We start from the raw sequence: 26,363 nt of genomic DNA on the forward strand, positions 1-26,363 counted from the left end.
CGCACGGGGCACACGATCGGCACCGACCGAAAGGAGCCCTTCCATGCTGGGCATCGCCGCCGCAGTCCTCTTCTTCATCGCGTTCCTCCTCAACGCCGCCGACATCGCCACCAACGATGTCCTGAGCTCGACCAACTTCATGCTGATCGGTCTCGCCGCACTCGCGCTGCACGTCGCCGGCACAGGCGGCACGCGGCCTGCCCACCGATGGGGCCGCAGACGCTGACGGCCGCGAGGTGGGGCGTGGTCACTCGTCGGGTGACGACGACAACGGCGCCCGCCAAGTGGCGGGCGCCGAGTCACGGACTCACGCGTGAGGGCGTATCAGCCGCGAGCGATGTTCTCCGCCTGCGGGCCCTTCTGCCCCTGCGTGACGTCGAAGGTGACGACCTCGCCCTCCTGCAGCTCCCGGTAGCCCTGCCCGGTGATATTGGAGTAGTGGGCGAAGACGTCCGGACCGCCCCCGTCCTGGGCGATGAACCCGAAGCCCTTCTCGGAGTTGAACCACTTCACCGTGCCACGCGCCATGCTCAATCCCTCTGTACGGCCAGGTGACGGCCCGCTCGGGGACCGCCTCGGCGTCCGGGCGGAAGCCTGATCCCTTCCTTCCCACCGGTACGACCGATCACACTCCCCCGCCGAACAAAAGCACATCGCTTCGGTCGCTCGATCCGGAGGAGGACCGGACCACCGGAGCCCCGCCGGGAGGAAGGGATCGGGGTCTTCCCACCCGCAGGCAGCCTCGCGGCGCAAGCGCGCCTGAGGAGGTTTGAAGCGCGGCACCGGGGCATCCGCACAACTCAGCCCTTGTCAGCCGACGGGAGACAGCAAGTGACCACCTACGTCATCACCGTACCCGGCACGTTCCTGACGGACGTCGACGACGCAGCACTCTCCGAGCTGGCCAGGAGGCTGGCCTCGCACCACACCGACCTGAGCGAGACCGAGGACGTGGAACTGCTCACGGTCCACCGGGGCGGCGCCTTCTCCGTCCGGCTCGAGGTCGAAGCCCCGGACCGGGCCACGGCCGAGGGCAACGCCGTCCGCCTGCTGGCCGGAACCCTTGAGAAGCTGGGACTTCCGGCGAAGGACGCGCCCCTGGGCCCGCCGGCGGTCACCGGTGTCGACGGTGATTCCTGAAGTCCTTCTGGAGACGGGTGGATGGGTGGGCAGGCGGGCAGCCGCGCCCCCTCACCTCCCTCAGCGGCAGGAGCACCGCGCGCCGGATGCCGGTCCAACCGAGAGAAGGGCGGGCTCACGAGATCTTCAGGCTCTGCCGATGCCCAACGTGGTCGTCCCAGGCAGCAGCCCCGAGCCGATCACCGCGACCCAGAACTCGCCGAGCAGGTCCGCGAGCCGCGCCAGACCGTCGGAGCCCAGCGCCTCGCAGGGCCCCGCGGCGAGCTCGTCCGTGCGGCGCTCGACCTTCGCGCGCAGCGCACGGCCCGACTCGGTCGCCGTCGCGGCGTCGCCGCGAGGCTCCAGCAGACCGCGCCCGATGAGGCGCTCACGCGCGGCGGCCCAGTCCGGCGCGCTCCACTGCCGGCTCTGGAAGGTCTCCTCGGGCGCCGCCCCGATTGCGGCGAACGACACGAGTGCCTCCACCGGGTCGAGCCCCGCGACAAGGAGAGCCGCGACATGGCCGTCCCCGCGGTGCTCGCGCAGGATCGTCGCCGCCTGCCAGAGCACGAGGTGCGGGGCGTCCGGCCAGGCCAGGGCCGCATTGGCGGCGGCGAGCGGGCGGCCCCCGACGTCGGCAGCCTCGGCCGCGCGACGGGCCAGGTCAGCGGCCTCCGCGAGCTCCAGGCTGTCGATGCGGTCTCCCAAGAGCGCACGGTAGGCACGGTCGACGGCCCGCTCGCGGGCGGCGAGGACGGCCTCGGGGGACGCGACGTCCCATGCGGCGGGGACGTACCGCCCGACCATCTCCGGGCTGAAGCTGTAGAACGCGGAAGCAACCCGACCGCGTCCGGCCGCCCCCAGCGGCGCGGCCCGCCAGGCAAAGTAGCTCGGCCACCGCTCACCGATGTCGAAGCCGAGCCCGGCCGCCTCTTCGAAGGATTCCGGCGCGTAGTACAGCACGGCGTGCAGCGGCTCGAGGAGCTGCCACAAGTGCCGTACGCGACCGAGCTCGATTCCATCCGATACGGCGTTCTGGTCCGTCATGACATCTCCTCAACAGGCTCGCCGGTTCCGTGCACACCCGGGCTCGACCGCTTCGAACTTGACGGTGACTAGATTGCTCACGCCTGTCGAACTTGTCAATGTCTAGACTCTGCGTACTCTGCTCACCATGACGAGTCAGCGCACCTACCACCACGGCGATCTCCGCCATGCCGTCCTGACCGCGGCCCTCGATGTCATCGCCGCCGAGGGCCCCGGCGCCCTGAGCCTGCGCGACCTCGCACGCCGCGCCGGTGTCTCGCACGCCGCGCCGGCGCATCACTTCAAGGACCGTGCCGGCCTGCTCACCGCGATCGCGGCGGAAGGCTACGACTTCCTCGCGGAGGCACTCGCGGACGCGCCGGAGCTGCGCGAACGAGGCGTGCGCTACGTGCGGTTCGCAATGACGCACCCGGCGCACTTCCAGGTGATGTTCCAGCCGGAACTGCTACGCGGAGACGACCCGGACCTGACGGCCGCCAGGCAGCGTACCGGTGAGCAACTGCGCCTGGGCGTATCCCAGTTGCCCGATACGGGACGGGGCGACGACGCCCGGCTGGCAGGCATCGCCGCCTGGTCCCTGGCCCACGGCTTCGCCACGCTGCTGCTGAGCCGGAACCTGAACGACCCGCTGGGCGACCAGGCCCCCGAGGAGGTCTTCCGATCGCTCACCGAACTGCTGTTCAGGTGACCGCGGGCGCATGGCCACCCGGACACCCGTGGCACACGGGTGGCCATGCGCCCTGTCGTGCTTCAGGCGGCCATCCACGGAACACGGCACGCGTGGGGGGCCGTTCCCTCTGGACAAAGAGTCTTGATCACTGTCTTGCGGATCGCCCGCCATGTCCGCAGGGAGCACACCAAGTGGACGCGCAGCTCGGTCAGGTGCCGTGCGCCGCTGCTCTGGGCAGGATGTTCCACGGCCCACTGTTCCGCCAGAAAGTCGTACACGTCAGCGGTCGACAGCTCGCTCCCGAGAACAGTGCGTGCGACGGTCTCACTGACGATCCGGGCGCTCCGGGAGCCCACGGCGTCCTCAACGAATTTCTTGACCCATTCCAGCCCCTGCTCGTCTGCTTACAAACCGAACTTCAGGTCCCGCGTCCTCATCGCATCAGCCCTTCGTGATGGTCGTCCGCGCTCTTCGCGAAGACCGTGGTGAACCAGCAGTAAACGGGAGCAAGCGTCAGTGATGCGGGCCGTCCATTGATCGTTCACGAGCAGCGGCAGCACCCGTTGCCGGCGCTCAGTGACGGTAGGCCGCTGCCGCGATCTCGATGAAGGATCGGATCAACGGGTTGGTGTGGCCTTCGTTGCACACCGCCACCACTCGGCTCGGCGCCATGTCGATCAGCGGTACCACGGCCAGCTCCGCGGGCAGGTCGTGTCCGAGGGGGGCCAGGCCGACCGTGCCGTTCCACAGCACGGCGTGCAGGCATTCCTGGACGGCGCGCACCACGGGGCCCTCGCGCAGCGTGCCGCCGTTCCAGTACGACTGCCAGATCGGGTCGGTGCCCTGCGGGAACTGGAACCAGCGGCGGTCGCTCAGCTCGGCCAGCCGCAGCCGATCGCAGCGGGCCAGCGGATCGTCGGCGCGCAGGACCACACCGACCGGATCGGCTCGCAGCGCACGCACCGTCAGGGCGGTCTCGTCGAAGGGTGCCCGAGTGAGGGCGACATCGACCAGTCCGGTGCGCAGCCCGCACGTCGGGTCGGTCAGATCGGTGTCGCGGATGCGGATGTCGATGCCGGGGTGGGTTCGGCGGAAGGCCGCGGCCAGCCTGGACACTCCCGGATCGGTACCGTCGCCCAGGATGCCGACGGTGATGGTCGCGGCGCCGGCTGCCGCGCTGACGCGTACACGGACACGGTCGGCGTGGTCGAGCAGGGCCCGCGCCTCGTCGAGCAGCACCGCGCCCACCGCAGTGAGCGTGACGCCGGTGGGTGAGCGGGCGAACAGCAGGGCCCCGACATCGGCCTCCAACCTCTTGATCGCCCGGCTCAGCGGCGGCTGGCTCATGTGCAGTCGGGTGGCGGCCCGGCCGAAGTGGAGTTCCTCGGCGACGGCCACGAAATAGCGCAGGGTTCGTAGCTCCACGCTGTCACGATACCCATGGGGTATCAGCGCGGCAGGATGGGTCTTGGACGCCGGCAGGTCCCCGGCTGTGCACTTGTGAGCATGACCGAAGAAGTTGAGGCCAACGCGCCGCAGACCGACCCCGCCGTATCGGTAGTGCGTCCCGGCGAGGGCGAGACGATCGTTCTGGGCACCACGCGCATGCGCGTTCTGGAGGACGGCAGCCACACCGGACACCGCCTCGCCATCGCCGAGTCCGTCCTCGCCCCGCACACCCAGGGACCGCCGCAGCATCGCCACGCCCGGCACGACGAGGGCTTCTACGTCCTTTCCGGGACCGTCCGGTTCACCGTCGGGGACGAGGACCACGACGCCGCCACGGGCACGCTCGTGATGGTTCCGCCCGGTACCCCGCACACCTTCGCCAACCTCACCGACCAACCCGCCGTCCTGCTCAGCACATTCACCCCCGACCTGTACGTGCAGTACTTCCGGGACCTGCAGGAAGTACTCGCCGACGGACGGCCGTTGACGCCTCAGGCGAATGTCGACGCGATGAGCCGCTACGCGACCGAGCCTTCCACCGACCTCGGCTGAAGCAGTCGACTGGCTGCCGTGAACCGATGACTCTTGAACGGGAATCATGAAGATCGCCTACTGGATCGTTGCGGGACTGCTCGCTCTCTTCTACGTCTACGCGGGCACGCTGAAGGTGATCCGCAGCCGCGATCAGCTCCGGCCGATGATGTCCTGGGTCGACCGCATCCCCTTGCCCGCCCTCAGGACGCTGGGGACGGTCGAAGTACTCGGCGCGACCGGCTTGATCCTGCCGCCGCTGACGGGCATCGCCCTGCCGCTGGCGGCGGCCGCGGCCGGCGGCCTCGTACTCCTCCAGGCAGGGGCGATCGCCGTCCACCTGACCGGCGGAGACCGCCGGATCGCACTCAACGTCGGACTCATCACCTCTGCGGCTGTGACCATCTGGCTGGCCACCGGCCTGTGACGGGGCAGAGTCCTCGTGTAGGGACCCGGCAGCTTGTCAGGAGACCGTCGCCGGGGTGTCCCGCAGGGTGACGTTGGCGTGGCTCTCCTGGAAGCTCTGGTCCGAAACGAGGGTCAGCCGGGCCGTGGACTGGAACTCCGGCAGGGTGGTGGAACCGCAGGAGACCATGGTGGTCTTGAGCTTGGCGATGGTCAGGGCGAGCCCTTCGTTGAGGTCGCCGGCGTAGGGGACGTAGCCGTCCACGCCTTCCTCGAAGATCAGCCCCTGGCCACCCTGCCCGTAGCGCTGCCAGTTGCGGGCCCGGTTCGAGCCCTCACCCCAGTACTCCTTCACGAAGCCGTCCCGGGTGGGCAGCTTCGCGCCGGCCGCCTGGTCGAAGCGTGCGAAGTAGCGTCCCATCATGACGAAGTCGGCCCCCATCGCCAGCGCCAGGGCCACGTGGTAGTCGTGCACCAGCCCGCCGTCGGAGCAGATCGGCACGTACTCGCCGGTGCGTTCGCGGAAGGCGTCCCGGGCCGCGGCGACGTCCAGCACCGCGCTGGCCTGGCCGCGTCCGATGCCCTTCTGGTCCCGAGTGATGCAGATGGAGCCGCCGCCCACCCCGACCTTGACGAAGTCCGCCCCCGCCTCGGCGAGGAAGGTGAACGCCTCCCCGTCGACCACGTTGCCGCCGCCGACCGGGATCTCCGGATAGTGCTTCTTCACCCAGGTCAGAGCCTGCGCCTGCCAGTCGCTGTAGCCGTCGGACGAGTCGAAGCACAACGCGTCCACGCCCGCCTCCAGCAAGGCCGGGACGCGCTCCTGGTAGTCGTGGGTGTTGATGCCTGCGCCCACGCGCAGACGCTTGGCAGCGTCCACGACCTGGCTCGGGAAGCGCTTGTTGTCCGCGTAGTCGGAACGGAACACCAGGTGTTGCAGGTGACCCTCGGTATCCAGCACCGGGAGGCAGTCCAGCCGCTCGTCCCACAGCCGTGCGTTGGCCTCGGAAAGCGTGATGTCGGGCCCGCCATGGGCCAGGTCGGCGACAGCGGTCATCCGGCCACTGACCGGTCCGTCCAGATCATGACGCTGGGGATGGAAGTCCCGGGAGGTCACCAGGCCGAGCAGGCGCCCGGTTGCGGTCCCGTCGTGGGTGACCGCAGCGGTGCTGTGACCGGTGCGGCGCATGACATCGACCAGGAGGCTCAGGCTGTCGTCGGGGCGGACGTTGGTATCGCTGGTGACGAACCCGGCCTTGAAGTTCTTCACCTGGCGGACCGCCGCAGCCTGGTCCTGGATCGCCTGGTTGTGGTGGAGGAAGCTGAAACCACCGTTTCGCGCGAGCGCGATCGCGAGATCGGGCGTGCTGACAGCCTGCATGATCGCGGACGTGAACGGGGACTGCAGCTCGATCGCCGACGCCTCGCCCGCGATGTGCCGCACCAGGGGCGTACGCAAGTCAACCGTCGCCGCCGAGCAGTCGGTCCGAGTCCGGTTCGGCAAAAGCAGAAACTCGTTGAACGTCCGTGAGACCTCGGCGACGATCTGTGCCACTTGTTCCTCCTGACCCGTCGGCCGGGGCCCGGCTGCCCCGCCGTGAGGACCGCCCCCGTCCCAGGGCCCGGGCAGGCAGAGATCGGCACGGCAGCCGTGGAGGTGCCACCGACTGCGGCAGAGCCCTGACCGGCCCGTTGATCGAACGGGGTGCGGTCGTGACCTGACACCTTATCGATCACTCAGCCGCTGCACGAATCGTGGCCGTCACCGGCAGCACAACCGCCCTTTGGTCGAATGCCTCGACCAGGCTCGGAGTTGCACGCCACACTCTCTGTATGGGAGTTGGCATGTCGGCACGTCCGTGCGGAGGTTGCGGGCACACGCGTGGGGTCCACGCGCCCTCCCTTCGGCGCTGCCTCGGGGCCCCCGACCGCGAACCGGCCTGCGGCTGCACCCTGTTCTGGCGTGAGGACGAGCCGGTCGACGACCGCCCCGGACCTGAGCCGTGCGAGGAATGCGGGGCATCCCGTACCGCACTGTGCCGCTGCGAGAGCGGGACGTCTCCTTGGGAATCCGGCGAGTGGCTGGTGTGAGGGGCTCGGTGTGAGCGGCGATCCGGAGGCATTGGTGATGCTGGGCATGGGCGCCGTGCCGTTGCTCGTGTTCATCGTCGCCCTCTGGTGCCTGTACCCGGATGCCTGCCGCACTTGTCACCACCTGCCCGGGGAGCACGACGCGGGCACCGGTCCCTGCCACAGCGACCTGTTCGACATCGACGCAACCGAACCCAACGGGAAGCAGTGCAACTGCCCGGCGTACAAGGGCCACCGCACCCAGGGCTGACCATGCCTGACGAAATGCGCGTCGGATAATCCACGTGCGGCCCGGGTGCCCCGCGTGATACTCCTCCCGACTATGGACGATCTTGTGACGGCGCGGCTCGTGCTTCATCCGATGACCGTCAGCGAGGCTGAGCAATTGGTGGCGGGCGAGTCGGACAGCGGTGCCCGGTGGGCGCCCGGATATCCCACCGACGGGGACGTGTCCGCCGCCAGGCGCTTCCTGGGGATCTGCGCCGACACCGGTGATCCCCAGCCGTTCGGCAACTACGAGATCCGTCGCCGCGAGGACGGTCTGGCGATCGGCGGCGTGGACTTCCACGGACCTGCGGACGAGAACGGCAGCGTCACGATCGGCTACGGCCTCGTCCCGTCGGCGAGGGGCAAGGGATACGCCTCCGAAGCCCTCCGCGGACTGCTGCTGTTCGCGCGGGCACGCGGCGTCTCCCGCGTGAAGGGCGACGCCGACCACGACAACATCGCGTCCCAGCACGTCATGACGGCGGCCGGCATGCGGCCGACCGGAGAAGACGAACGCGTCAGATACTTCGAGATCACCTGGACCGACACGACGGCGATCACCGACCCACCCTCCGCCGCGCGGACGTCCGCCCCGCCCCCGGCGGAGACGTAAGGCAGCCCGCGCCAGCACGGGCGGCGAGAGCTGCCGACGGGCGGGAGCCGGCCGGGGTGCCGATGTGTGAGACTCCCTCTGAATGATCACTCGGGGGGAGTTTCGCGTTGAACGCGCTGTTGAAGAGGGTGTGGATCGGGCTGGCCGCGACCTTGATCGTGAGTCTGGCCGCCGTGGTCATGCCGGACCACGTCCAGATAGACGACGACGGGCGCATTCACCTGGGCGCGCCCGCACCCACGCCGCCCCCGTCCACGGCGGCGCCCGCACCGGAGTCCACCTCACCGCCCCTCACACGGGACGAGGTGGATGAGGTGATTCGGACCGCGGTCAGCGCGGCGGGCCTCGACCCGGCGCAGGGCCGCCCGACCGGCGCGGCCGGCGCCAACTCGAACAGGACCGGTTGGATGGCCGTCCGCGAGAAGACCGCCGCACAGTCGGAGATGAAGGCGATCTGTGCGGACTTGGAACGCAAGGGCTGGACGCTGAACCCGAACGGCGACGGCGCCGACACCTCCCGCAGCTACAAGCGCGGGGGGTGGTACCTGCTGGTGAGTACGCGCGGGAAGACCCAGGCGCCCTCCACCACCTCCCCGTTGACCGATTCGCAGACCTACCTGACCCTGACCGGGCTCCAGCTCAACCTGTCCGACATACCGCTCCCCGAGGTCACCGTCCGCATGCGCTGACCCCTTGGTACCGCCGAGGGCAAGGCAGGCTTTGCTACCCGAGCCAGACGATGTCCAGGACGTCGCGGACCATCTCCCTGGCCGGGTCGGGAAGCTCGGCGAGCGTCTTGGCGGCCTGCGGGGACAGACGGACCGCCCACGACCGACCGGTCACCGGCGGCGACCGAGGACGTCGTCCAGGTCCACGAACCCGGACTCGTCGCGGCCGGAATCCATGAAGGCGTCTACGGCCGGGGCCGCGGCGACGCGCAACTGCCAGGTGCGCACCACTTCATGCAAAGGGGTGAGGCTGAAGGAGTCGCGGGCATCCTCCAGGGCCTTGGCCCAGTCCCGCTCGAACGCCGGCACCCACGTCTCCGCACGCCGGTCGGCGAGCAGCAGGGCACGGAGTTCGGCCGCGGCGCCCGGGGCGGGCGCGTACGGCGGGACGGGTGCGTGGTCGGCGGGTTGAGCGCTCACGGGCTCCTCCAGGCGGGTCTTACCGCCACGGTAGCGGCCGCGGCGGTGGAGGGAGGAGGGGTTCTGCCACCTCCGCTCCGCGGACAGACCTGACCGTCCCTAGCCGAGCAAGTGGCTGATGCCGCCCCGGCCGTCTTCGCCGTTCCACAGCACGGCCGCCAGCCAGATCGGTGCCCAACCCACCGACTCGCCCAACTTTCCTGGCAGGAGAGCGGCGGCGAGCAGCCAGGCGACGGGGAGAACGGCGGGTAGCAGGCAGCAGCACCCGCCGCGCTTCCCCGCGTTGGGCCCTGGTGATGTCGAATCTGTGGACATCCTCCGAAGGTAGGCAGCACCAGCGGCCCCGCACATGAGTACCCGTACCTATGAGCCCGCCATGACCGGCTGAAGAATCCGTACAGCCCCAGGCCCGACGACCGCCGAAATCCGCTGATTCCGGCGAGCCGCCCGCCGTCTGCAGCCCACAGCTACTCTTACGATCATGGCTTTGCGACCTGATGAGTTCTACGAGCACGCACGTGCGGCTGCGGACGATGATCTTCGGCTCCCGCTGGCGCGCATGACCGGATGGGACATCAGCCCCTTCGAAGCTGATGGGCTACGCGTGTCCGCGCTCCGCCCGCCCGTCCTGCCCGAGCCCCGACGGCACGGCGAAGACCCGGCGGACTGCGATGAGTGCCGCTCGCGCAACGAAGGCATCTGGTTCAACGACAAGTGGCGACTGGCCCGCATACCGGGCGTCGGTGTGCCGCTGGTGCTGATGCTGTACCCCCGCGACCACTACGACATGGCCGATCTGCCCGACGAACTGGCCGGCGAGCTGGGCGTGCTCACCACTCACATCGTCCGCCACGTGCAGGCACTGGCCCATGTCTCTCGGGCCCACGTCTACCGGATCGGGGACGGGTCCGCACACCTTCACGTGTGGTTCTTCGCCCGGCCCGAGGGACAGACCCAGCTGTACGGGTCGTGGCTGCCCGTCTGGGACGATCTGCTGCCCGAATACCCGGCAGGCGTAGCCGACGCAGATGCAGCCGCCGTTGCCGACGCCCTGACCGCCTCGTACGGGGGTCGCCGCTCAGAGGCCGACGGGTAAAGGGAGTAAGGGAGTTCTGACCCCTCACCTGCTCCGGCCGGCCTCGCCCTGAACGCGATGAGCCACGCCGCACGGTGACACGCCACACGGTCCGTCGGGCGGAGGAGGAGCCGGTCCCCCGCCCGGGGGGCCCGCTCCCTACTCGCGGCGGAAGCCGCGACCGGCGGTCAGGTGGGAGGTTGGAGGCAGTCGGGAAACCTCCCGACGCCCCTCTCCCCAGTGAGGTTTGGCCATGCGAAAGCTCACCACCGCCCTCGCGCTCGCCACCGCCGCCGTGACCCTCGCGGCCGGTGTGGCCGGAACCGCCGCGGCCGCGGTCGCGCCGGCCACCCCCGCACAGGCCCAGCACCTCGCACTGCACAGCTGGACCCTGCTCAACGAGCGCGGCCCGGGCCCCAACCCGGGCGAGCGGCTCACTGCGTCGGTCAGCGCCCGTACGGTCGGCGGCCACGCCCGGGGGCACGTCGTGGTACAGCATGTGTTCGAGAAGACCGGCACTACCCGGGCCGAGTTCGACGTCGACTGCTTGACCGTCGACGGGAGCGGCGCCATCACCGTGACCGGGCCGATCTCCCAGATCGTGGTCACCCCGTTCGGGGGCGATCCGTACCTCTTCGAGGAGGGCCGGCACCCCGAGGCCGGCCTCACCTTCCACCCGCCCGACGAGCAGAACCAGCGCCGGGTCGGCTGGAACTGGGCCAACCCCGAGGCGCACTCGGAAGTCGTCAAGTGCGGCGCGGTTCCCGCCAGCCTCTGGGTCATCGACGGAGGCACCGTCCTGCGACGCCAGTAGCGTCGACGACAAGATGAGACCGCGGTCGGCGCGTGACCGCCCAGGCGGCACCCTCGACGTCGGCTTCGACTGCGCCGCCTATCGGCTCCGGCCGGCCGACCGCGCGTCGAGGGCGGCGACGACCTCGGCGGTCGTGCTGACCTTGCCGATGCGCGGGAAGATCTTGGTGAACGAGTGGGCGTGGGAGGCGGGATCCGTGTCGGCGGTGGCGTCCTCGGCGAAGACCAGCGAGTAGCTGTGCTCCCAGGCCGTACGGGCGGTGGACTCGACGCCCACGCTGGTGGAGATGCCGGCCAGGACGATCCGGTGGATGCCGCGGCGGCGCAGCTGGAGGTCGAGCTCGGTCCCGGTGAAGGCGCCCCAGTGGCGCTTGGTCACGACGACGTCGCCGAGGGCGGCGAGCTCGGCCGGGATCTCCGAGAAGGCGGCGGGCGGGGCGGTGGCCGGGCCCGGGCGGTCGACGTCGGTGGTGGGGAGGTCGCCGCCGTCGGGCGACCAGGCGACCTTGACCAGTACCACGGGCAGCTTGTGCGCGCGGAACGCCCCGGCGAGCGCGACGGCGTTCGCGAGGATCTCCCCGGCGGGTCTGGTGGTCGGCAGCGCGAGGATGCCCTGCTGGAGGTCGATGAGGACCAGGGCGGTGCCGTCGTCGAGGGTCAGGGCGGTGCGGTCGGCTGCGGCGGTCATCGGGACTCCTGCGGTCGGTCCGGGATTCGCGGTCCTGCCCATGAAACCCGGCCCGCGCGCCGTTCGCGGACCGGCCCCGTCGACCGGCGTGGCGACGGCGACGGCGACGACCGGTCGGTGGCTCCTCGGCGGCAGCCCTATAGAATAGGAACGTGAGTTCGAAGGAAAACGAAAACCGGCCCGCCCTGACCCCGGCGCTGACCGGGGCGGAATTGCTGCGCTGGTACTGGACCCTGGCGGAACTCTCGGCGCTCGCCCGGGAGATGGGCCTGTCCGCCGGGGGCGGCAAGGTGGCCGTGACGGCCCGGCTGGCCGCCGCACTCGACGGGAACCGGCCGCCGGAGCCGGTGCGTGCCCCTCGCCGCGGCGGGCGCCGGCTCGCGGCCCCCGTCGACGGCGACACCGTGATCCCGGAGGGACAGCCCTGCAGCCAGGTGCTCCGGGAGTTCTTCGTCCGCGAGATCGGGCCCGGTTTCCACTTCGACGCCTTCATGCGCGACTACGTGGCACAGCACGCGGGACACACCCTCGCCGAAGCCGTCGCCCATTGGCACGCCACCCGCGCCCGGGCCGCCGAACCCCGGGAGGTCGCCGCCCAGTTCGAGTTCAACCGGTTCCTGCGCGACTGGCACGCCCGCCACCCTGAGGGCACCCGGGAGCAGGCCCTGTCCGCCTGGCGGGACCACCGCGCCCTGCCGAGGCACTGAGCCGCCGAGCCAGGGCCGGGCCCCGCCGGATGAGCGCCTTCGACCAGGAGGCCGTCGACGGCTCCATCCGCGCCGTCCCCGCCGCTTTGCCGTCTCACGCGGGTGATGGTTGCGTTCGAGTGCACTCCAGGTCGTAGGGTCCGCCCGTATGACCATGCGATACAGATTCCTGGGCGGAACAGGGCTCGAAGTGAGCGTGCAGTGCTTGGGCACGATGATGTTCGGGGCGGTCGGGAACCCCGACCACGAGGACTGCGTACGGATCATCCACGCGGCCTTGGACGCCGGCATCAACTTCGTGGACACCGCGGACATGTACTCGGCCGGGGAGTCCGAGACCATCGTCGGAAAGGCCCTGCGTGGAAAGCGTCGGGACGAGGTGGTGCTCGCCACCAAGGGCCACTTCCCGATGGGTGAGGGGCGCAATCGCGGTGGCAACTCCCGGCGCTGGCTGACACGGGCGGTGGAGGACAGCCTGACCCGGCTGGGCACCGATGTGATCGACCTCTACCAGGTCCACCGGCCGGACCCGCGGACTGACATCGAGGAGACCCTCGGTGTGCTGGGCGACCTGGTGCGCGCAGGCAAGATCCGTACCTTCGGCTGCTCCACCTTCCCGGCCGAGGAGATCACCGAGGCGCACCACGTGGCCGAACGGCGCGGCCTGCCCCGGTTCCGGACCGAGCAGCCGCCGTACTCGATCCTGGCGCGCGGGGTGGAAAGGGACGTGCTGGCGGTCGCCCGGCGTTACGACATGGGGGTGTTGACCTGGAGTCCCCTGGCCTCGGGCTTCCTCAGCGGGAAGTACCGGGCCGGCCGGGAGGTCGACCTCAGCCGCGGCCGGGCGGCGCTGACGCCCGCGCGGTTCGATCCGGCGATTCCGGGAAACACCGCCAAACTGGCTGCCGCGGGAGAACTGATCGAGGTGGCGTCGGAGTTCGGCTGCACCCTGCCGGAACTGGCGGTGGCCTTCCCGCTGGTACACCCGGCGGTCACCTCGGTGATCATGGGGCCGCGGACCATGGAGCAGCTGGACTCCCTGCTGAAGGGGGTATCGGTGGTACCCGACGACGCGGTGCTGGACCGAATCGACGAGATCGTGCCGCCGGGCACCAACCTGTACCACCCCGATGGCGTCTGGCAGCCCGTCGCGCTCACGGATCCTGCCCTGCGTCGCCGTCCCGTCGGGGACCGCTGAGCCGGGTCGTTCCCCTGGCGGGTGCCCATTTCGGCTACGAGTAGCCCGCAGTCGCCGATTCCTGCGAGCTGCCGGTGCACCCATGGGGAAGGGTCCGGAAGGTACCGGGCGGCGCGTCCGGCGTCGTCGCACAGGAGTCCGCGCATAGCCTGGTGGCAGCCGCTGCAACCCCAGTCGGGCAAGGAATGCGAGGGCATGCGTGGCCAAGACTCAGGACGCCGGGCGCGACAGGCACGACGTGGTGGTCATCGGCGCGGGTGCCGCCGGGCTGGCGTGCGCAGCCGACCTTGCCAAGGCCGGCTTGCGGGTGCGCTTGGTGGAGGCGGAGGACACGGTGGGCGGCCGCATCCGCACCGACCGCGTCGCGGGCTTCACCGCCGACCGCGGCTTCCAGGTCTTCAACACCTCCTATCCGCAAGTGCGGCACCGCCTCGACCTGCCCTCCCTTTTCCTGCGACCGTTCACTCCGGGGGTGCTGGTCCACACCGACGAAGGGAGGATCCGCCTCGCCGATCCCACGCGGCGCCCGCGCGACGGCATGGCTCTGCTCACGGGCGGTCGGGTCAAGCCGCGCGACCTGCTGGCGTTCGGCGTGCTGTCGGCGCGCGCCGCGCTGGCACCCGCCTCCCGCATCCGGGCCCGGTCTGATGTCACCACCCGGACCGCCCTGGCCGACGCGGGGTTCTCCGAGGACTTCGTCGAGACGTTCTTCCGGCCCTTCCTGGCAGGGGTCTTCCTGGAGGACTCCCTGGAAACCTCCGCCCGCTTCTTCCACCTGGTCTGGCGCAGCATGCTGCGCGGCACGCTCTGTCTGCCCCGCGACGGCATCGGCGCCGTAACGGCACAACTCGCCGCCGGGCTGCCCCCGGAGGTGCTGCGCACCTCGTCGCCGGTGACAGAGCTGACGCCAGGGGGAATGGTGCTCGCCGACCGGGAACTGCGTGCGCGGGCCGTCGTCGTCGCCACCGGAGCCGGTGCTGCGGCACGCCTGCTGCCCGGTCTCGAACCGCCTGCGGGCCGGACCGTCACGACCCTCTACCACGCTGTCGGACGCTCACCTCTGCCCGAGCCCACCCTGCTGGTCGACGCCCGCCGCAGGTTCTTGAACACATGCGTCCTGACCGAGGTCCAGCCCGGCTACTCCGGCGACGGCAGGGCCCTGGTGTCGACCTCCGTGCTGGGCACGCCGGGGCCGGTGGAGGAGTACGCCGTACTCACCGCCCTCGCCGAGGCGTACGGCGCGGACACCGGAACCTGGGAACCGGTGCACCGCGTGACGGTACGAGGCGCCCTGCCCGCCATGCCCCCGCCCCTGCTCTTGAGCCGCAGCACCCGCTTCGCTCCGGGCCGCTACGTCTGCGGGGACCACCGGGCAACGGGCTCGCTGCAGGGAGCACTCGCCTCGGGGGCGCGGGCGGCCCGCGAGGTGATCGCCGACCTCGAAGCCACCGGTACGCCCTGACCGGCCTCGAACGCACCAGGGCCTCAGCAAAGGTTCAGGCCAACGCTCTTCGTAAACCGCCATTCGACTGGAATCTCCCCACGTTCGGACGTGTGCCCGCATGATCGGGCCGCCGCTCGGTGAAGCTCGATGGGTCTGGCGGCCGTGGGAGCCGGAGTGGCTCCAAGCCGCCGCTGTCCCCGAAACGGAAGGTCAGCCGCGACCATGCTCATCAACCAGCTCGCGCTCGTACCCGAAACCAAGATCAACGAGATCAGTCCATCACAGCTCAACCGCGTCGCCGCCGCGCTCCAGAAACAGGCGAGTCGCGACTTCTCACCGCTGTGGCAAGTGAACGCGACAGTGGATGCCTTCGACAGCCTGGAGGACGTTCCCGTCGGGTACTGGCCGCTGATCGTTGTCGACGACGTACCCGACGCGGGAGGGTTTCACACGGACGAGAACGGACAGCCGTTCTCCCTGATCGAGTTCAGCGACAGCTGGTCGCTGACCGCGAGCCACGAGATGCTGGAAATGCTGGCCGACCCGTTCGGGAACCGTCTCGTGTCCGGCAAGTCTCCCCACCCCGACCAGGGACAGGTCGAGTTCCTCGTGGAGGTCGCCGATCCCTCGGAGGCGGAGCAGTTCGGCTACACCGTCAACGGCCAGCTCGTCTCCGACTTCTTCACCCCGCGCTTCTACGATCCGGTCACCGTTCCAGGCGTGCGCTACAGCTTCGGCGGTCACATCTCGGCGCCCCGGACGATCCTGCGCGGCGGATACATCAGCTGGCGGGACCCGGTCACGGACGAGTGGTGGCAGCAGACCTGGTTCAAGGGCAAGGCGCCGACGTTCCACAAACTCGGCAAACTGTCGGGCAGCGGCAGCATCCGCGAGGCCATCGACGCCCAGACCAAGACCGTCAGCCGCCTGGCCGCCAGCGGTCCCGCCTCGAAGCCCTACCTGGCCGCGCGGACCCTCACGGCCCGCACCGACGAGTCCACCAGCGCCCGGGCCGACGAATGGCGCGCCCAGATCGAGCGGCTGAAGGGGGCGAACCCGGCGGCGAACGCCTTCAAAGCCAAGACCAAGAGGAAGTAGGGCGAGGTGAGGAGGACAATCGTTGGCGTAGGACCCTCAGCCCGCCTGACAGGGAGGCTGTCGTGAGCGAGGACGCCCAGCAGCGCAAGGAGCGCGCGGAGCGCCTGCGCAAGATGATCCAGCGGCCCGAGCCCAAGCCCGAGCCGCCGGAGCGGGAGAGCCTGAAGGAAGGCGTCGAGCGCCGCATGCGAGAGCTCGACGAAGCCGATCGTGAGAATCGCCGGAAGCGCCAGGGTGACCACGATCGCCCGGCATCCGGGGGCGAAGAAGGCGAAGCCTGAGAGTACTGGACCGCGCCCGGTCGGAGCAGTGCCCGACCGGGCGCACGGGCGCACCCTTGAAGCCGGACCCGGCGCGCCGCGGACCGTACGGGCACTTTCAGTGGGTCGGGCGCTGCGGGGCACTGGCCACCCCTGACCTTCGGCCGCTCAGCGCGGCATCCAGAGTCTCCTGGGCCATGCGCATCGCTTCGGCGTACTTCGGCTCGGACATGCGCTCCCAAGCCCTGTCCGGTGCGACGTCCTCGACCCGGCTCATCACCCACCAGATGTTGCCGAACGGATCGCGCACCCGGCCGCCGCGATCCCCCCATGCGCTGTCAGCGGCCTCGGTGATCACCTGCGCCCCGTGCCTGAGCGCGGCCGCCATGGCGGCGTCCGCGTCAGGCACGTAGACGCGCAGCAGCGAGGGCATCACCGGCCAGTCGGGCCGTCGGTCGAAGGCCAGCACAACGGTGTCGCCGACGCGGATCTCGCCGTGGCCGATGCTGCCGTCCTCGACCGGCACCCGGGCGAGTTCTTCGCCGTCGAAAGCGGCGGTGATGAAGTCGAGCAATGCGCCGGTGTCGTCGGTGACCACCCACGGTGCGACGCTGGTGTAGCCCTCGGGTGCAGTGTCATTCATCGGTCTCGTCCTCTCGTGGGGCTTCGCGATGTGACGACCCTAGAACCCAATGAGGACAACTACCGGCCTAGAAGGCGTGTCTCTCGGAGTCGCGTGGACACCCGCGGCCGCAAGCACTGCGGCCGCGTCTTGTGAGGCCTCGAGCCAGTCGGGATTTGTGACCGCTACGGGGTCCGGTGGCCGGGCGACCCGTCCAGCAGAAGCCGATCGACCGACCACCCGATCAGAGCGACACCCGCCAGTCGTTCCACACCGCACGGACGCTGTCTGCATGGGAGGCCGCCTGGTCACGGCCCGCCCGGGCGGCGGCGGCCCGGCGGGTCTGGTCGAGCATGTTGCGACCGAAGGCCTTGCGCGCCGACCGGTCGGGGGTGATGACGGCCACCAGCGCCCCATCTGCGGCGAGTTGTCTCCCCTGCTCAGTCGCGCTCGGGTGAGGGCCGACGGCTTTGGGGACGGGAGTGATCGCGACGACGCGGCGAAAGCCCTTGGCGAGGTGCACATTGGCGGTCGAACGACTGCCTCCGTCCATCCACCGGCGGCCGCCCACAGCGACGGGCGGCCAGACCACCGGCACGGCGCAGCTCGCCGCCACCGCCTCGGGGAGGGTGACGTCCGAGGCGGAGTCGAAGGCCGCCAAGTCCCCCGTGCGGGCGTCGACGGCGGTCACCCGCAAGGCTGCGGCGGGCCAGTCCCGTACACCGGACAGCAGCACAGTGACCGCGTCGTGGACGGCCGACTCCGGAACAGTACGGGAGGCCAGCGCGGCACGTCCCAGGCGCTGAACGGAACGCCGCGGATCTCGGGATCCGAGGGCGGCCCACAGGAATCGGGCAGTCTGGCCCAAGGAGACGGTGACGTCGATCTCCGGCGCTCCGTCGAGTTCTTCGCGGTACATCTCCTCGGCACTCACTCCGGAGGCGAGTCGCGCGCCGATCACGGAGCCCGCGGAGGTTCCGATCGTTACGTCCGCGCCGGAGAGGTCGATGCCCGCTTGCTGCAGTCCGGCAAGCATTCCGACCGTCCAGGCCAGGCCGACCGCTCCCCCGCCACCGAGCACCAAGGCCGTATCCATCACGCTCCCCTTCCCCGAGCTGAAACGGGGATAACACCCCGCTTCCAGGGAGCACGATAGCACCAGAACCGGGGAGCACTCCCCGGTTCATGGTGAAGCAGTTTGGAGGTCAGGTCAGGTCAGGTCAGGGCGGCGATCACCTCCTTCGCCGCCCGGTCCCCCTCCGTCGCTCCGCCTTCCATGAAGCCCTGGAAGTCGTAGCTGCAGTGCTCGCCGCCGATGTGGATCCGGCCCTGCGCGGTGCCCTCGTACTTGGCGTACTTGTGCAGGTAGCCGACCGGCCAGTACGAGTACGCGCCGAGGGAGTACGGGTTGCGGTGCCAGGCGGACAGTTGCGCCCGGCCGGTCCAGGCCGCCTTGGTGCCGGGGAAGAAGGAGTCGATCCCCGTGAGCATCCGGCCCGCGAGGGTGCGTACGTAGGGGTCGGAATCGGTGGCGAACGGGGTGCCGGGGGTGAGCGAGCCGGCCAGGCTGCCGCCGCCGTACTGGAGGAGGATGCCCGCGTTGCCCGGCTGGACCTTGGTGGTGTCCCAGGTCTGCTGGACGTCGCTGTCGGTGAAGCAGTCGCCGGCGGACACCCCCGGCCAGGGGCCGGTGCCGCGCCAAGGGCGGCTGCTGAACTGCATGTTGAGCTTGGTGCAGTAGCCCATGCGGGCATCCCGCAGGAGGTTCGTCATCAGCGGGTCGAACCCGGCCCCGGTGATGTCGATCCGCTGGAGGATCGGCAACGGCAGGCACAGGACGGTGTGGTCGGCCACCACCGTCCGTGTGGCGCCGGCGTCGTTGAAGGTGAGCGTCTGGGTGCCGTCGGCCGAGACCCGGAGGGCGACCAGCTCGCGGCCCATCACGAGCGAACCGGCGGGCAGGGCCTGGGCCATGGCGTTCGGCAGCCGGTCGTTCCCGCCGATGATGTGGTAGCGCTCGTTGGACAGACCCCAGACGTTGAAGTTGCCCGGGTTGGGCTGGTAGCCCATCAGCAGGACGAGCGCCAGGGCCGACTGCCGGTCGGTGTCGGCCCCGTACTCGACGTTGTACGCGACGTCGAGGAATCGGCCGAGCTGCGAGCCGTGGCCGCCCGGGACCCGGGTCTCGATCCACTCGTGGAGGGTCATGTTGTCGAGGGCGGTCCCGGCCGGGGTCGAGGCGTTCCACGAGACCTCGCCGGCCTCCTGGAGGTCCCGGCGCAGCGCCTGGTAGACGGCCTTGAAGTCCTCGTCGGCCTGGCTGCGCGCGTAGTAGACCCCGTTGAACCGGAGGATTTCCTCGGCGCCGTTGGGGCCGCCGCCGAGGAAGTCCTCGACGGGCAGGTTGAAGCGGCGGCACAGTTCCAGGATCTTCTTGTGGCTGGTGTCGATCAGCTCACCACCGATCTCGGAGGTCTGCCCGTACGCCCACAGGGAGCGCTGGCTCCACATCCGGCCGCCGACGCGGCTCGGATTAGCTTCGTAGAGCGTGCAGGCGACGCCCGCGTCCTTGAGCGTGAGGGCAGCGGTCAACCCTGAGATCCCGGCGCCCACGACGGCCACGCGGGCGGGCGTGACGGGCTTCTTCTCGGGCACGGCCTCCACCGCCTGGGCGCTTGCGGAGGCGCCCGCCGCCGAGGCGACGGCGGCGCCGAGGCCGAGGGCGGCGGCCCGGCCGAGGAGCTGGCGGCGGGTTGAGCCGCGGACTTCGGCGACGGGCAGGCCGAGCCGGCGGGCGGCGGCGTGTTCGGCGGCGAGCCGACGGAGCGCGTGCATCAGTGGCGTACGGGCCATGGCGGTGGTGGCTCCTCAGATGTTCGCGGCGAAGGGGGCGGGGGTGTCGGGGTGCTCGTCGGTGCGCTCGGCCGCGTCCTCCAGGACGACGCGGCCGATGATCTCGTAGCGCTCGGGGGCCTTGTACTTGAGCCAGAGGCCGAGTCCCAGGCCGCCGAAGAATACGGCGCCGACGATCCACGGGATCAGCGTGAAGAAGAACGAGTCCGCGGCCAGCCCGGCCGCCGTGCGCATGTTGACCAGCAGCAGGACGACCACGGCGGCCATGGCGATGCCGCCGGCCAGCGGAGCCGTGAAGGTACGGAACCAGTGCCGGTCCTCGGGGTGGTTCTTGCGGAAGTAGCCGATCACGGCGAAGGAGCACAGGGTCTGGACGATGAGGATCGCCATCGTCCCGAGGATCGCGAGCAGCGTGTAGAGGTGGATGTACGGATCCTGTCCGGTCAGCCAGAACAGTGCGACCAGGCCGGTGGCGATGGCCGTCTGCACCACGGAGGAGATGTACGGGGAGCCGTGCTTGACGTGCGTACGGCCGAGGGCGGGGTGCAGGAAGCCCTCGCGGCCGATGGCGTAGAGGTAGCGGGCGGCGCACTGGTGGAAGGCCATGCCGCAGGCGAAGGAGCCGGTGAGCAGCAGCCACTGGAAGGCGTCCACGGCCCAGCCGCCGATGAAGGTCCGGGTGGGTGCGAAGAACAGGTCGAGCGGGCTCGCGGAGGCGGACAGCTGCACCGAATCGGCCAGGCCGTTGCCCGCGATGGTCATCCAGGAGACGTAGATGTAGAAGAGGCCGACGCCGATGACCGAGATCAGGGTGGCTTTGGGGATGACCCGCTTCGGGTCGCGGGACTCCTCCCCGTACATGGCGGTGGATTCGAAGCCGACCCAGGACCAGAAGGCGAAGAAGAGCCCGAGTCCGGCGGAGGTGCCGGTGAAGGCGTTCTTCGGGTTCACCGGTTCGAGCGGAATGCCGTCCGGGCCGCCGCCGGCGACCAGTACGGCGGTGGCGACGGCGAAGAGGACGGCGATCTCCGCGACGAGCATCACTCCCAGCGCCTTGGCGGTGAGGTTGATGTCGAAATGCGCGAGCACGGCCGTGACCGCCAGCATGGCGGCCGCGTAGACGACCCAGGGCAGTTCGACACCGAGTTGGTCGTGGACGGTGGTCTTGGCGAAGTAGGAGAAGACACCGACGATCGAGGCCTCGAAGACGATGTAGGCGAGGACCGCGAGCATGCCGGAGGCCATGCCCGCGATCCGGCCGAGGCCGTGCGAGATGTACCCGTAGAAGGCGCCTGCCGCGGTGATCCGCTTGGCCATGGCGACGTAGCCCACGGCGAAGACGGTCAGCACCGCCGTCGCGAAGAGGTAGCCGGCGGGGGCGCCGGTCCCGTTGCCGAAGCCCACGGCGATGGGGAGGTTCCCGGTCATCGCGGTGATGGGGGCGGCGGTGGCGACGGCCATGAAGACGACGCCCACCAGGCCCACCGAGTTGGCTTTGAGCCGCTGCACCTGGGGTGCGTCGCCTCCCGTGCCGGTATCCGTGCTCATGGCTCCTCGTTCCTGTCGTGAGGGCGCCCACTCTCACCCCGGGTGACGTACACCACAATCGGCAGTCGGCCCGCTAATTCCGGTGCGCGGACGACGAGTTGTCGAGTCGAAGGTCTCCTCGTGGTGCCGGGTTGCGCCGTGGCGACCCCCCTTGCCCCGCCGCCTCGCCTGACATCCGGGCGGAGAGATTCGATGCGGAAACGCTGCAAGTTGATTCGACGGGGCCGGCCCGGTGACCCTGATCTCATCGCGTCCACCGGGTTCCGGAGGTTGCCTTCCTCCCGCGGTGGCTGTGGCTGTCTTCGCTCCGGCGGGCGCGGTGCACGGCGAGCCGGAGGAGGCGGCGTCATGACTGCGCTGAAATGCCACTCATCCGGCAGGGGCGGCGCACCGAATCATCCGATGAAAGCCGGGGCATCGGGGACGGCATTCCCGAGCCCCCGGAAACGACGGGGTGGAGTGGATGGACCGAAAGAGCATCGCGGTGATCGGATCAGGAGTGTCCGGACTCACGGCCGCGCACGTGCTGTCCCGGGCCCACGACGTGGTCCTCTACGAGGCGGACGAACGCCTCGGCGGCCACGCGCACACCCACGAGGTACCGATCAGCGGTGGCGGGACGGTCGACGTCGACACCGGGTTCATCGTCCACAACGAGCGCACCTACCCCCACCTCCTGCGCCTCTTCCACGAACTGGGCGTGACCACCCAGGACTCCGAGATGAGCATGTCGGTCCGGTGCGAGGGCTGCGGCCTGGAGTACGCCGGTGCCCGCGGGCCCCTCGGACTCCTGGGCGGCGCGAACCTGCTGCGCGGCCGCCACCTGCTGATGCTCGCCGACGTGCCCCGCTTCCACCGCGCCGCCCGCCGCCTGCTCGCCGACGGCGACGGCAACGGCAACGGCAACGGCAACGGCAACGCGGGCCCCACCCTGGGCGATTTCCTGCGCGAGCACCGCTTCTCGTCCTACTTCGTCGGCCACTTCGCGATCCCCCTGGTCGCGGCCGTCTGGTCCTGCGCGCCGGCGACCGCCCTGCGGTACCCGGCCTCCTACCTCTTCCGCTTCCTCGACCACCACGGACTGCTGGCGGTCACCGGATCCCCGCGCTGGAAGACCGTCACGGGAGGATCCAAGGCCTACGTCGAGCTGGCCGCCAAGTCCCCCACCCGCGTCCTGACCTCCACGCCGGTGCGCACGGTCGTGCGCGGAGCCGACCGCGTACACGTGATCACCGAGGACGGGGAGAGGGCCGAGCACGCCGCCGTCGTCATCGCCGTCCACCCCGACCAGGCACTGAAACTCCTCGCCGATCCCTCCGAGCGGGAGCGACGCGTGCTCGGCGCCTTCACCTACTCCCGCAACCCGACCGTGCTGCACCGCGACACCACCCTCCTCCCACGGAGCGGCCACGCCCGGGCGTCATGGAACTACTGGCTCCCCTCCTGCTCGGCCCGCCCGGGATCCGTGCAGGTCAGCTACGATCTGAACCGTCTGCAGCGCCTGCCCGGCCACGAGCCGCACATCGTCACGCTCAACCCCGGTGACCGCATCGACGAGGCCAAGGTCCTGGCCCGGATGACGTACGAACACCCGCTCTACACGGCCGAGTCGGTCGCAGCGCAACGGCTCCTGCCCACCCTCAACGACGGCGTCACCGCCTACGCGGGCGCCTACCACGGATGGGGCTTCCACGAGGACGGCTGCCGCTCGGGCGCCGAGGCCGCCAGATCTCTCGGGGTGATCTGGTGACTTCCGCCCCCGCCCGCCCGGCACCGCAAGTGCCCGCCCTGTACGCGAGCGAGGTGAGGCACACCCGCTCTGCGCCCGTCAGGTACGCCCTGGGACACCGGACCTACCTGTGGCTCGTCGACGTGGACGACCTTCCGGACCTGCCCCGCATCCTGCGCCCGTTCGCCCGCTTCGACGCCCGCGACCACTTCTCGGGCGATGCCCCCGGCCTGCGTGCCGGACTCGACGCCTATCTCACCTCCCAAGGCGTCCACAGCGCCGACGGGCGGGCCCTCATGCTCGCCCACGCACGCGTACTGGGCCACGTCTTCAACCCCTTGACCGTGTACTGGTGCCACGACAGCTCCGACCGCCTCGTCTGCGTCGTGGCCGAGGTCCACAACACGTACGGCGAACGCCACTGCTACCTCCTGCGCCCCGACGACCAGGGCCTTGCCGAGGTGGCCAAGGACTTCTACGTCTCGCCGTTCTTCGGCGTCGAGGGCAGCTACCGGATGAGGCTGCCGCTGCCCGGAGACCGCCTGGACCTCACCGTCCAGCTCCGCCACGGCGACGGTTCACGCCCCCTGACCGCCACCGTCCGGGGAACGCACCGCCCGGCCGGGACCCGCGCGCTGCTCGCGGCCCTGCTGCACAACCCGTGGTCGACGGCCGGAGTGTCGCTCGGCATCCGGCGGCACGGAATCCGCCTCTACCTCAAAGGCCTCCCCGTCCAGCCCCGGCCCACCCGGAACCGAGCCCGTCCCGTCCAGGAAGAAGCGCCGTGACCCTTACCCTCCCACCCGCTCCCGGCCCCGGCCCCGATACCCGCGTCGGCCGCCACCTGGTCGACGCCGGGCTCTGGCCCGACGTCGCCCGCCTGCCGCGCACCTCGGCCCTGCGCACCGCGGTCGCGCGCCGGATCGTGGAACGCGCCCTCGCCCGCCTGCCGTTGCGGGTGCGGATCGCCGACGCCGGGACGCTCTTCCCCCGGCAGCCCGAGGGAACCCCGGGCAGCCTGCCGATTCGGACTCCGAATCCGACTCCGGCTTCGACTCCGACCCTGACTCTGCGCGATCCCGAAGCGTTCCACCGGCGGATCGGCGCGGACGGCCTGATCGGCTTCGGCGAGTCCTACATGGCCGGCGAATGGGACAGCGACGACCTGGTCGGGGCCCTGACCGTGCTCGCCCGCCACGTGGACGACCTCGTACCGCAGGCCCTGCGCCGTTGGCGCGCCGCCTGGGTCCACCGCAGGCCCGCCTCGGACCTGAACACCGTCGACGGAGCCCGCCGCAACATCCACCGGCACTACGACCTGTCCAACGAGCTCTTCGCCACCTTCCTCGACCCCACCCTCACCTACTCCTCGGCCGTCTTCACCTCTCTCCCGGCCGGCACCGCGGATCTGCCCGCAGCGCAGCACCGCAAGATCGACCGGCTCCTCGACCTCGCCGGGGCCGGACCCGGCACCAACCTCCTGGAGATCGGCACGGGCTGGGGCGAACTCGCCATCCGCGCCGCCATGCGCGGCGCCCGAGTCCGCACCGTCACCCTCTCCCAGGAGCAGCGCGCGCTCGCCCTCAGGCGCGTCGCGGACGCCGGGGTCGCCGACCGGGTCACCGTCGAGCTGTGCGACTACCGCCGCCTCGACGGCACCTACGACGCCGTCGTGAGCGTCGAGATGATCGAAGCCGTCGGAGCCGCCTACTGGCCCGCCTACTTCGGCTCCCTGCGCCGCCTTCTCTCCCCCGGCGGCCGAGCCGTGCTCCAGGCCATCACCATGCCGCACGAACGGATGCAGAACACCGCCCGCACCCACACCTGGATCAGCAAGTACGTCTTCCCCGGTGGCCTCATCCCGTCCAGGGAGGCCATCAGCCGGCAGAGCGCGGCCGTCGGACTGTCCGTGGTCCACGACACCGGCTACGGCGCCCACTACGCGGAAACCCTCCGACTGTGGCGCGAACGCTTCCTCGACCAGTCCGCCGAGGTGTCCGCCCTCGGCTTCGACCACACCTTCCACCGGATGTGGGAGCTCTACCTCGCCTACTCCGAGGCCGGCTTCCGCTCCGGCTACCTCGACGTACGTCAGCTCGTGCTCACCGACGGGACAGAGGCACACGACGGGAACGGGGCGCTCGCGTGAACGCGGTCGACACCGGAGCCCTCGCCACCGTCCTCGCCGCATCGGCGGGCACGGCGCTCACCGTCATGCTGCTCACCTTCGCCCTGGCCACGGTCAAAGGGGTGCACAGGATCGTCGACAGCGCCTGGGGTCTGTCCTTCGCGGCCGTCGCCGTCGTCGCCTGGTTCCTCTCGGCCGGCCACGGCGATCCGGCGCGAAGGACCGTGGTGGCCCTCGCCACCGTGGTGTGGGGGCTGCGCCTGTCGGTACACATCGCACGGCGCGGCCGCGGCCAGGGAGAGGACCCGCGGTACGCCCGCATGCTCGCCCGGGCGCCCGGCAGCCGGGCCCTGTACGCCCTGCGCAGCATCTACCTCCTCCAGGGGGCCCTGGTCTGGCTGGTCTCGCTCCCCGTCCAGACCGCCGTACTGCTGCCCCAGGCCTTGGACGCCACGGCCGCGCTGGGGCTGGCCCTGTGGGCTGTCGGACTGTTCTTCGAGGCGCTCGGCGACCACCAACTCGCCCGGTTCAAGGCCGACCCCGCGAACAAGGGCCGCATCATGGACCGCGGCCTGTGGGCCTGGACACGCCACCCCAACTACTTCGGCGACTTCCTCGTCTGGTGGGGCCTGTACCTGACGGCCTGCGCCACGTGGCAGACCGCGGCCGTCACCGTCGTCTCCCCACTCGTGATGAGCGTGCTGCTCATCAAGGGCAGCGGCAAACGCCTGCTGGAGGCGCACATGGCCGGCCGCCCCGGCTACGCCGACTACCTGGCCCGCACCAGTGGCTTCTTCCCCTGGCCACCACGCCCCGGGAGCCGGCCGGGTTGAGGACCGGGACGCTCATTCGGGTTGCCA

The 26,363-nt window shown here is 70.4% G+C and carries 29 protein-coding genes; 19 read left to right on the forward strand and 10 right to left on the reverse strand.

All coding sequences use genetic code 11. The annotated features are described in order from the left end of the window. Positions 1-43 precede the first annotated feature (43 nt). Positions 44-226 carry a hypothetical protein gene (locus ACFYZS_RS25580; protein WP_389016883.1) on the forward strand — a complete coding sequence of 61 codons (183 nt, stop codon included), beginning with the start codon at positions 44-46 and terminating at the stop codon, positions 224-226. 98 nt (positions 227-324) lie between these two features. Here the strand turns inward: ACFYZS_RS25580 and ACFYZS_RS25585 are convergent, their stop codons facing one another. Then, entirely contained in the window at positions 325-528 is a 204-nt protein-coding gene (locus ACFYZS_RS25585; protein WP_030861106.1) for a cold-shock protein, read from the reverse strand. A gap of 303 nt (positions 529-831) precedes the next feature. On the opposite strand from ACFYZS_RS25585, the gene ACFYZS_RS25590 reads away from it, so the two are divergent. Beyond that, on the forward strand, positions 832-1,140 hold the full coding sequence (locus ACFYZS_RS25590; protein WP_389016887.1) for a hypothetical protein: 309 nt from the start codon (positions 832-834) through the stop codon (positions 1,138-1,140). 126 nt (positions 1,141-1,266) lie between these two features. Here ACFYZS_RS25590 and ACFYZS_RS25595 read toward each other — a convergent pair whose 3' ends face one another. Then, positions 1,267-2,166: a hypothetical protein gene (locus ACFYZS_RS25595; protein ID WP_389016890.1), complete on the reverse strand. Its 900-nt coding sequence runs from the start codon at positions 2,164-2,166 to the stop codon at positions 1,267-1,269. 127 nt (positions 2,167-2,293) lie between these two features. Here ACFYZS_RS25595 and ACFYZS_RS25600 point away from each other — a divergent pair, with 127 nt between their 5' ends. Continuing rightward, a complete protein-coding gene (locus tag ACFYZS_RS25600) occupies positions 2,294-2,854 on the forward strand; it encodes a TetR/AcrR family transcriptional regulator (RefSeq protein ID WP_389016893.1) in 561 nt (186 codons plus the stop codon). Positions 2,855-3,409: 555 nt separating this feature from the next. Here the strand turns inward: ACFYZS_RS25600 and ACFYZS_RS25605 are convergent. Then, a complete protein-coding gene (locus ACFYZS_RS25605; RefSeq protein ID WP_389016896.1) occupies positions 3,410-4,261 on the reverse strand; it encodes a LysR family transcriptional regulator in 852 nt (283 codons plus the stop codon). Between the two features lie 81 nt (positions 4,262-4,342). Here ACFYZS_RS25605 and ACFYZS_RS25610 point away from each other — a divergent pair, with 81 nt between their 5' ends. Continuing rightward, a complete protein-coding gene (locus ACFYZS_RS25610) occupies positions 4,343-4,837 on the forward strand; it encodes a cupin domain-containing protein (protein WP_389016899.1) in 495 nt (164 codons plus the stop codon). Positions 4,838-4,883: 46 nt separating this feature from the next. After that, a complete protein-coding gene (locus ACFYZS_RS25615) occupies positions 4,884-5,243 on the forward strand; it encodes a DoxX family protein (protein ID WP_389016902.1) in 360 nt (119 codons plus the stop codon). A gap of 36 nt (positions 5,244-5,279) precedes the next feature. Here ACFYZS_RS25615 and ACFYZS_RS25620 read toward each other — a convergent pair whose 3' ends face one another. Then, entirely contained in the window at positions 5,280-6,776 is a 1,497-nt protein-coding gene (locus tag ACFYZS_RS25620) for an IMP dehydrogenase (protein ID WP_389016905.1), read from the reverse strand. Positions 6,777-7,322: 546 nt separating this feature from the next. On the opposite strand from ACFYZS_RS25620, the gene ACFYZS_RS25625 reads away from it, so the two are divergent. The 3 genes from ACFYZS_RS25625 to ACFYZS_RS25635 all read left to right on the forward strand — a co-directional run bounded on the left by ACFYZS_RS25625 (position 7,323) and on the right by ACFYZS_RS25635 (position 8,881). Further along, positions 7,323-7,562, forward strand: a complete 240-nt coding sequence (locus tag ACFYZS_RS25625) for a hypothetical protein (RefSeq protein WP_389016908.1) — start codon at positions 7,323-7,325, stop codon at positions 7,560-7,562. 72 nt (positions 7,563-7,634) lie between these two features. Then, positions 7,635-8,192, forward strand: coding sequence for a GNAT family N-acetyltransferase (locus ACFYZS_RS25630; RefSeq protein WP_389016911.1), 558 nt, complete (start codon positions 7,635-7,637; stop codon positions 8,190-8,192). A 107-nt stretch (positions 8,193-8,299) separates the two neighbouring features. Next, complete coding sequence (locus ACFYZS_RS25635; RefSeq protein ID WP_389016914.1) at positions 8,300-8,881, forward strand: hypothetical protein; 582 nt, start codon at positions 8,300-8,302, stop codon at positions 8,879-8,881. A gap of 150 nt (positions 8,882-9,031) precedes the next feature. On the opposite strand, the gene ACFYZS_RS25640 is transcribed toward ACFYZS_RS25635, so the two are convergent. Then, positions 9,032-9,340 carry a DUF6247 family protein gene (locus ACFYZS_RS25640; protein ID WP_389016917.1) on the reverse strand — a complete coding sequence of 103 codons (309 nt, stop codon included), beginning with the start codon at positions 9,338-9,340 and terminating at the stop codon, positions 9,032-9,034. A 604-nt stretch (positions 9,341-9,944) separates the two neighbouring features. Between ACFYZS_RS25640 and ACFYZS_RS25645 the strand changes: the two genes are divergently transcribed. After that, positions 9,945-10,436 carry a hypothetical protein gene (locus ACFYZS_RS25645; protein ID WP_389016920.1) on the forward strand — a complete coding sequence of 164 codons (492 nt, stop codon included), beginning with the start codon at positions 9,945-9,947 and terminating at the stop codon, positions 10,434-10,436. 232 nt (positions 10,437-10,668) lie between these two features. Continuing rightward, the gene (locus tag ACFYZS_RS25650) at positions 10,669-11,229 is read left to right on the forward strand and encodes a hypothetical protein (protein WP_389016923.1); all 561 of its coding nucleotides are present in this window, start codon (positions 10,669-10,671) and stop codon (positions 11,227-11,229) included. Between the two features lie 78 nt (positions 11,230-11,307). Here the strand turns inward: ACFYZS_RS25650 and ACFYZS_RS25655 are convergent, their stop codons facing one another. Next, positions 11,308-11,916, reverse strand: coding sequence for a hydrolase (locus ACFYZS_RS25655; protein WP_389016926.1), 609 nt, complete (start codon positions 11,914-11,916; stop codon positions 11,308-11,310). Positions 11,917-12,068: 152 nt separating this feature from the next. Here ACFYZS_RS25655 and ACFYZS_RS25660 point away from each other — a divergent pair, with 152 nt between their 5' ends. The 5 genes from ACFYZS_RS25660 (at position 12,069) to ACFYZS_RS25680 (ending at position 16,644) form a co-directional block, all read left to right on the forward strand. Then, a complete protein-coding gene (locus tag ACFYZS_RS25660; RefSeq protein WP_389016929.1) occupies positions 12,069-12,623 on the forward strand; it encodes a DUF6434 domain-containing protein in 555 nt (184 codons plus the stop codon). A gap of 154 nt (positions 12,624-12,777) precedes the next feature. Next, positions 12,778-13,821, forward strand: a complete 1,044-nt coding sequence (locus ACFYZS_RS25665; protein ID WP_389017258.1) for an aldo/keto reductase — start codon at positions 12,778-12,780, stop codon at positions 13,819-13,821. Between the two features lie 199 nt (positions 13,822-14,020). Further along, positions 14,021-15,283, forward strand: coding sequence for an FAD-dependent oxidoreductase (locus ACFYZS_RS25670; protein ID WP_389016932.1), 1,263 nt, complete (start codon positions 14,021-14,023; stop codon positions 15,281-15,283). Positions 15,284-15,487: 204 nt separating this feature from the next. After that, positions 15,488-16,363, forward strand: coding sequence for a hypothetical protein (locus ACFYZS_RS25675; protein WP_389016935.1), 876 nt, complete (start codon positions 15,488-15,490; stop codon positions 16,361-16,363). A 62-nt stretch (positions 16,364-16,425) separates the two neighbouring features. Beyond that, positions 16,426-16,644 carry a hypothetical protein gene (locus tag ACFYZS_RS25680; protein ID WP_389016938.1) on the forward strand — a complete coding sequence of 73 codons (219 nt, stop codon included), beginning with the start codon at positions 16,426-16,428 and terminating at the stop codon, positions 16,642-16,644. A 97-nt stretch (positions 16,645-16,741) separates the two neighbouring features. On the opposite strand, the gene ACFYZS_RS25685 is transcribed toward ACFYZS_RS25680, so the two are convergent. The 4 genes from ACFYZS_RS25685 to ACFYZS_RS25700 form a co-directional block, all read right to left on the reverse strand. Further along, positions 16,742-17,266, reverse strand: coding sequence for a VOC family protein (locus ACFYZS_RS25685; protein WP_389016941.1), 525 nt, complete (start codon positions 17,264-17,266; stop codon positions 16,742-16,744). A 223-nt stretch (positions 17,267-17,489) separates the two neighbouring features. Beyond that, on the reverse strand, positions 17,490-18,344 hold the full coding sequence (locus tag ACFYZS_RS25690) for a patatin-like phospholipase family protein (protein ID WP_389016944.1): 855 nt from the start codon (positions 18,342-18,344) through the stop codon (positions 17,490-17,492). A 116-nt stretch (positions 18,345-18,460) separates the two neighbouring features. After that, positions 18,461-20,098, reverse strand: coding sequence for a flavin monoamine oxidase family protein (locus ACFYZS_RS25695; protein ID WP_389016946.1), 1,638 nt, complete (start codon positions 20,096-20,098; stop codon positions 18,461-18,463). Between the two features lie 15 nt (positions 20,099-20,113). Then, positions 20,114-21,646: an APC family permease gene (locus ACFYZS_RS25700; RefSeq protein WP_389016949.1), complete on the reverse strand. Its 1,533-nt coding sequence runs from the start codon at positions 21,644-21,646 to the stop codon at positions 20,114-20,116. A 463-nt stretch (positions 21,647-22,109) separates the two neighbouring features. On the opposite strand from ACFYZS_RS25700, the gene ACFYZS_RS25705 reads away from it, so the two are divergent. From ACFYZS_RS25705 to ACFYZS_RS25720, 4 genes are read left to right on the forward strand one after another with little or no spacing between them, the layout of a single operon-like run. After that, positions 22,110-23,396 carry an NAD(P)/FAD-dependent oxidoreductase gene (locus ACFYZS_RS25705; protein WP_389016952.1) on the forward strand — a complete coding sequence of 429 codons (1,287 nt, stop codon included), beginning with the start codon at positions 22,110-22,112 and terminating at the stop codon, positions 23,394-23,396. Continuing rightward, positions 23,393-24,163 carry a DUF1365 domain-containing protein gene (locus ACFYZS_RS25710; RefSeq protein ID WP_389016954.1) on the forward strand — a complete coding sequence of 257 codons (771 nt, stop codon included), beginning with the start codon at positions 23,393-23,395 and terminating at the stop codon, positions 24,161-24,163. The genes ACFYZS_RS25705 and ACFYZS_RS25710 overlap by 4 nt, the downstream gene beginning before the upstream one ends. Further along, entirely contained in the window at positions 24,160-25,524 is a 1,365-nt protein-coding gene (locus ACFYZS_RS25715; RefSeq protein WP_389016957.1) for a class I SAM-dependent methyltransferase, read from the forward strand. The genes ACFYZS_RS25710 and ACFYZS_RS25715 overlap by 4 nt, the downstream gene beginning before the upstream one ends. Further along, positions 25,521-26,336: a DUF1295 domain-containing protein gene (locus ACFYZS_RS25720; RefSeq protein WP_389016960.1), complete on the forward strand. Its 816-nt coding sequence runs from the start codon at positions 25,521-25,523 to the stop codon at positions 26,334-26,336. The genes ACFYZS_RS25715 and ACFYZS_RS25720 overlap by 4 nt, the downstream gene beginning before the upstream one ends. The last annotated feature ends 27 nt before the right edge of the window (positions 26,337-26,363 follow it).

Origin of the sequence: Streptomyces sp. NPDC001903 (genome assembly GCF_042891345.1) — a bacterium.
Classification (GTDB): domain Bacteria; phylum Actinomycetota; class Actinomycetes; order Streptomycetales; family Streptomycetaceae; genus Streptomyces.

Coding starts and splice junctions, on each gene's coding strand:
- ACFYZS_RS25580 (WP_389016883.1), top strand. CDS start 44: ATGCTGGGCATCGCCGCCGCAGTCCTCTTCTTCATCGCGTTCCTCCTC.
- ACFYZS_RS25585 (WP_030861106.1), bottom strand. CDS start 528: ATGGCGCGTGGCACGGTGAAGTGGTTCAACTCCGAGAAGGGCTTCGGG.
- ACFYZS_RS25595 (WP_389016890.1), bottom strand. CDS start 2,166: ATGACGGACCAGAACGCCGTATCGGATGGAATCGAGCTCGGTCGCGTA.
- ACFYZS_RS25600 (WP_389016893.1), top strand. CDS start 2,294: ATGACGAGTCAGCGCACCTACCACCACGGCGATCTCCGCCATGCCGTC.
- ACFYZS_RS25610 (WP_389016899.1), top strand. CDS start 4,343: ATGACCGAAGAAGTTGAGGCCAACGCGCCGCAGACCGACCCCGCCGTA.
- ACFYZS_RS25615 (WP_389016902.1), top strand. CDS start 4,884: ATGAAGATCGCCTACTGGATCGTTGCGGGACTGCTCGCTCTCTTCTAC.
- ACFYZS_RS25630 (WP_389016911.1), top strand. CDS start 7,635: ATGGACGATCTTGTGACGGCGCGGCTCGTGCTTCATCCGATGACCGTC.
- ACFYZS_RS25650 (WP_389016923.1), top strand. CDS start 10,669: ATGCGAAAGCTCACCACCGCCCTCGCGCTCGCCACCGCCGCCGTGACC.
- ACFYZS_RS25655 (WP_389016926.1), bottom strand. CDS start 11,916: ATGACCGCCGCAGCCGACCGCACCGCCCTGACCCTCGACGACGGCACC.
- ACFYZS_RS25665 (WP_389017258.1), top strand. CDS start 12,778: ATGCGATACAGATTCCTGGGCGGAACAGGGCTCGAAGTGAGCGTGCAG.
- ACFYZS_RS25675 (WP_389016935.1), top strand. CDS start 15,488: ATGCTCATCAACCAGCTCGCGCTCGTACCCGAAACCAAGATCAACGAG.
- ACFYZS_RS25685 (WP_389016941.1), bottom strand. CDS start 17,266: ATGAATGACACTGCACCCGAGGGCTACACCAGCGTCGCACCGTGGGTG.
- ACFYZS_RS25695 (WP_389016946.1), bottom strand. CDS start 20,098: ATGGCCCGTACGCCACTGATGCACGCGCTCCGTCGGCTCGCCGCCGAA.
- ACFYZS_RS25700 (WP_389016949.1), bottom strand. CDS start 21,646: ATGAGCACGGATACCGGCACGGGAGGCGACGCACCCCAGGTGCAGCGG.
- ACFYZS_RS25705 (WP_389016952.1), top strand. CDS start 22,110: ATGGACCGAAAGAGCATCGCGGTGATCGGATCAGGAGTGTCCGGACTC.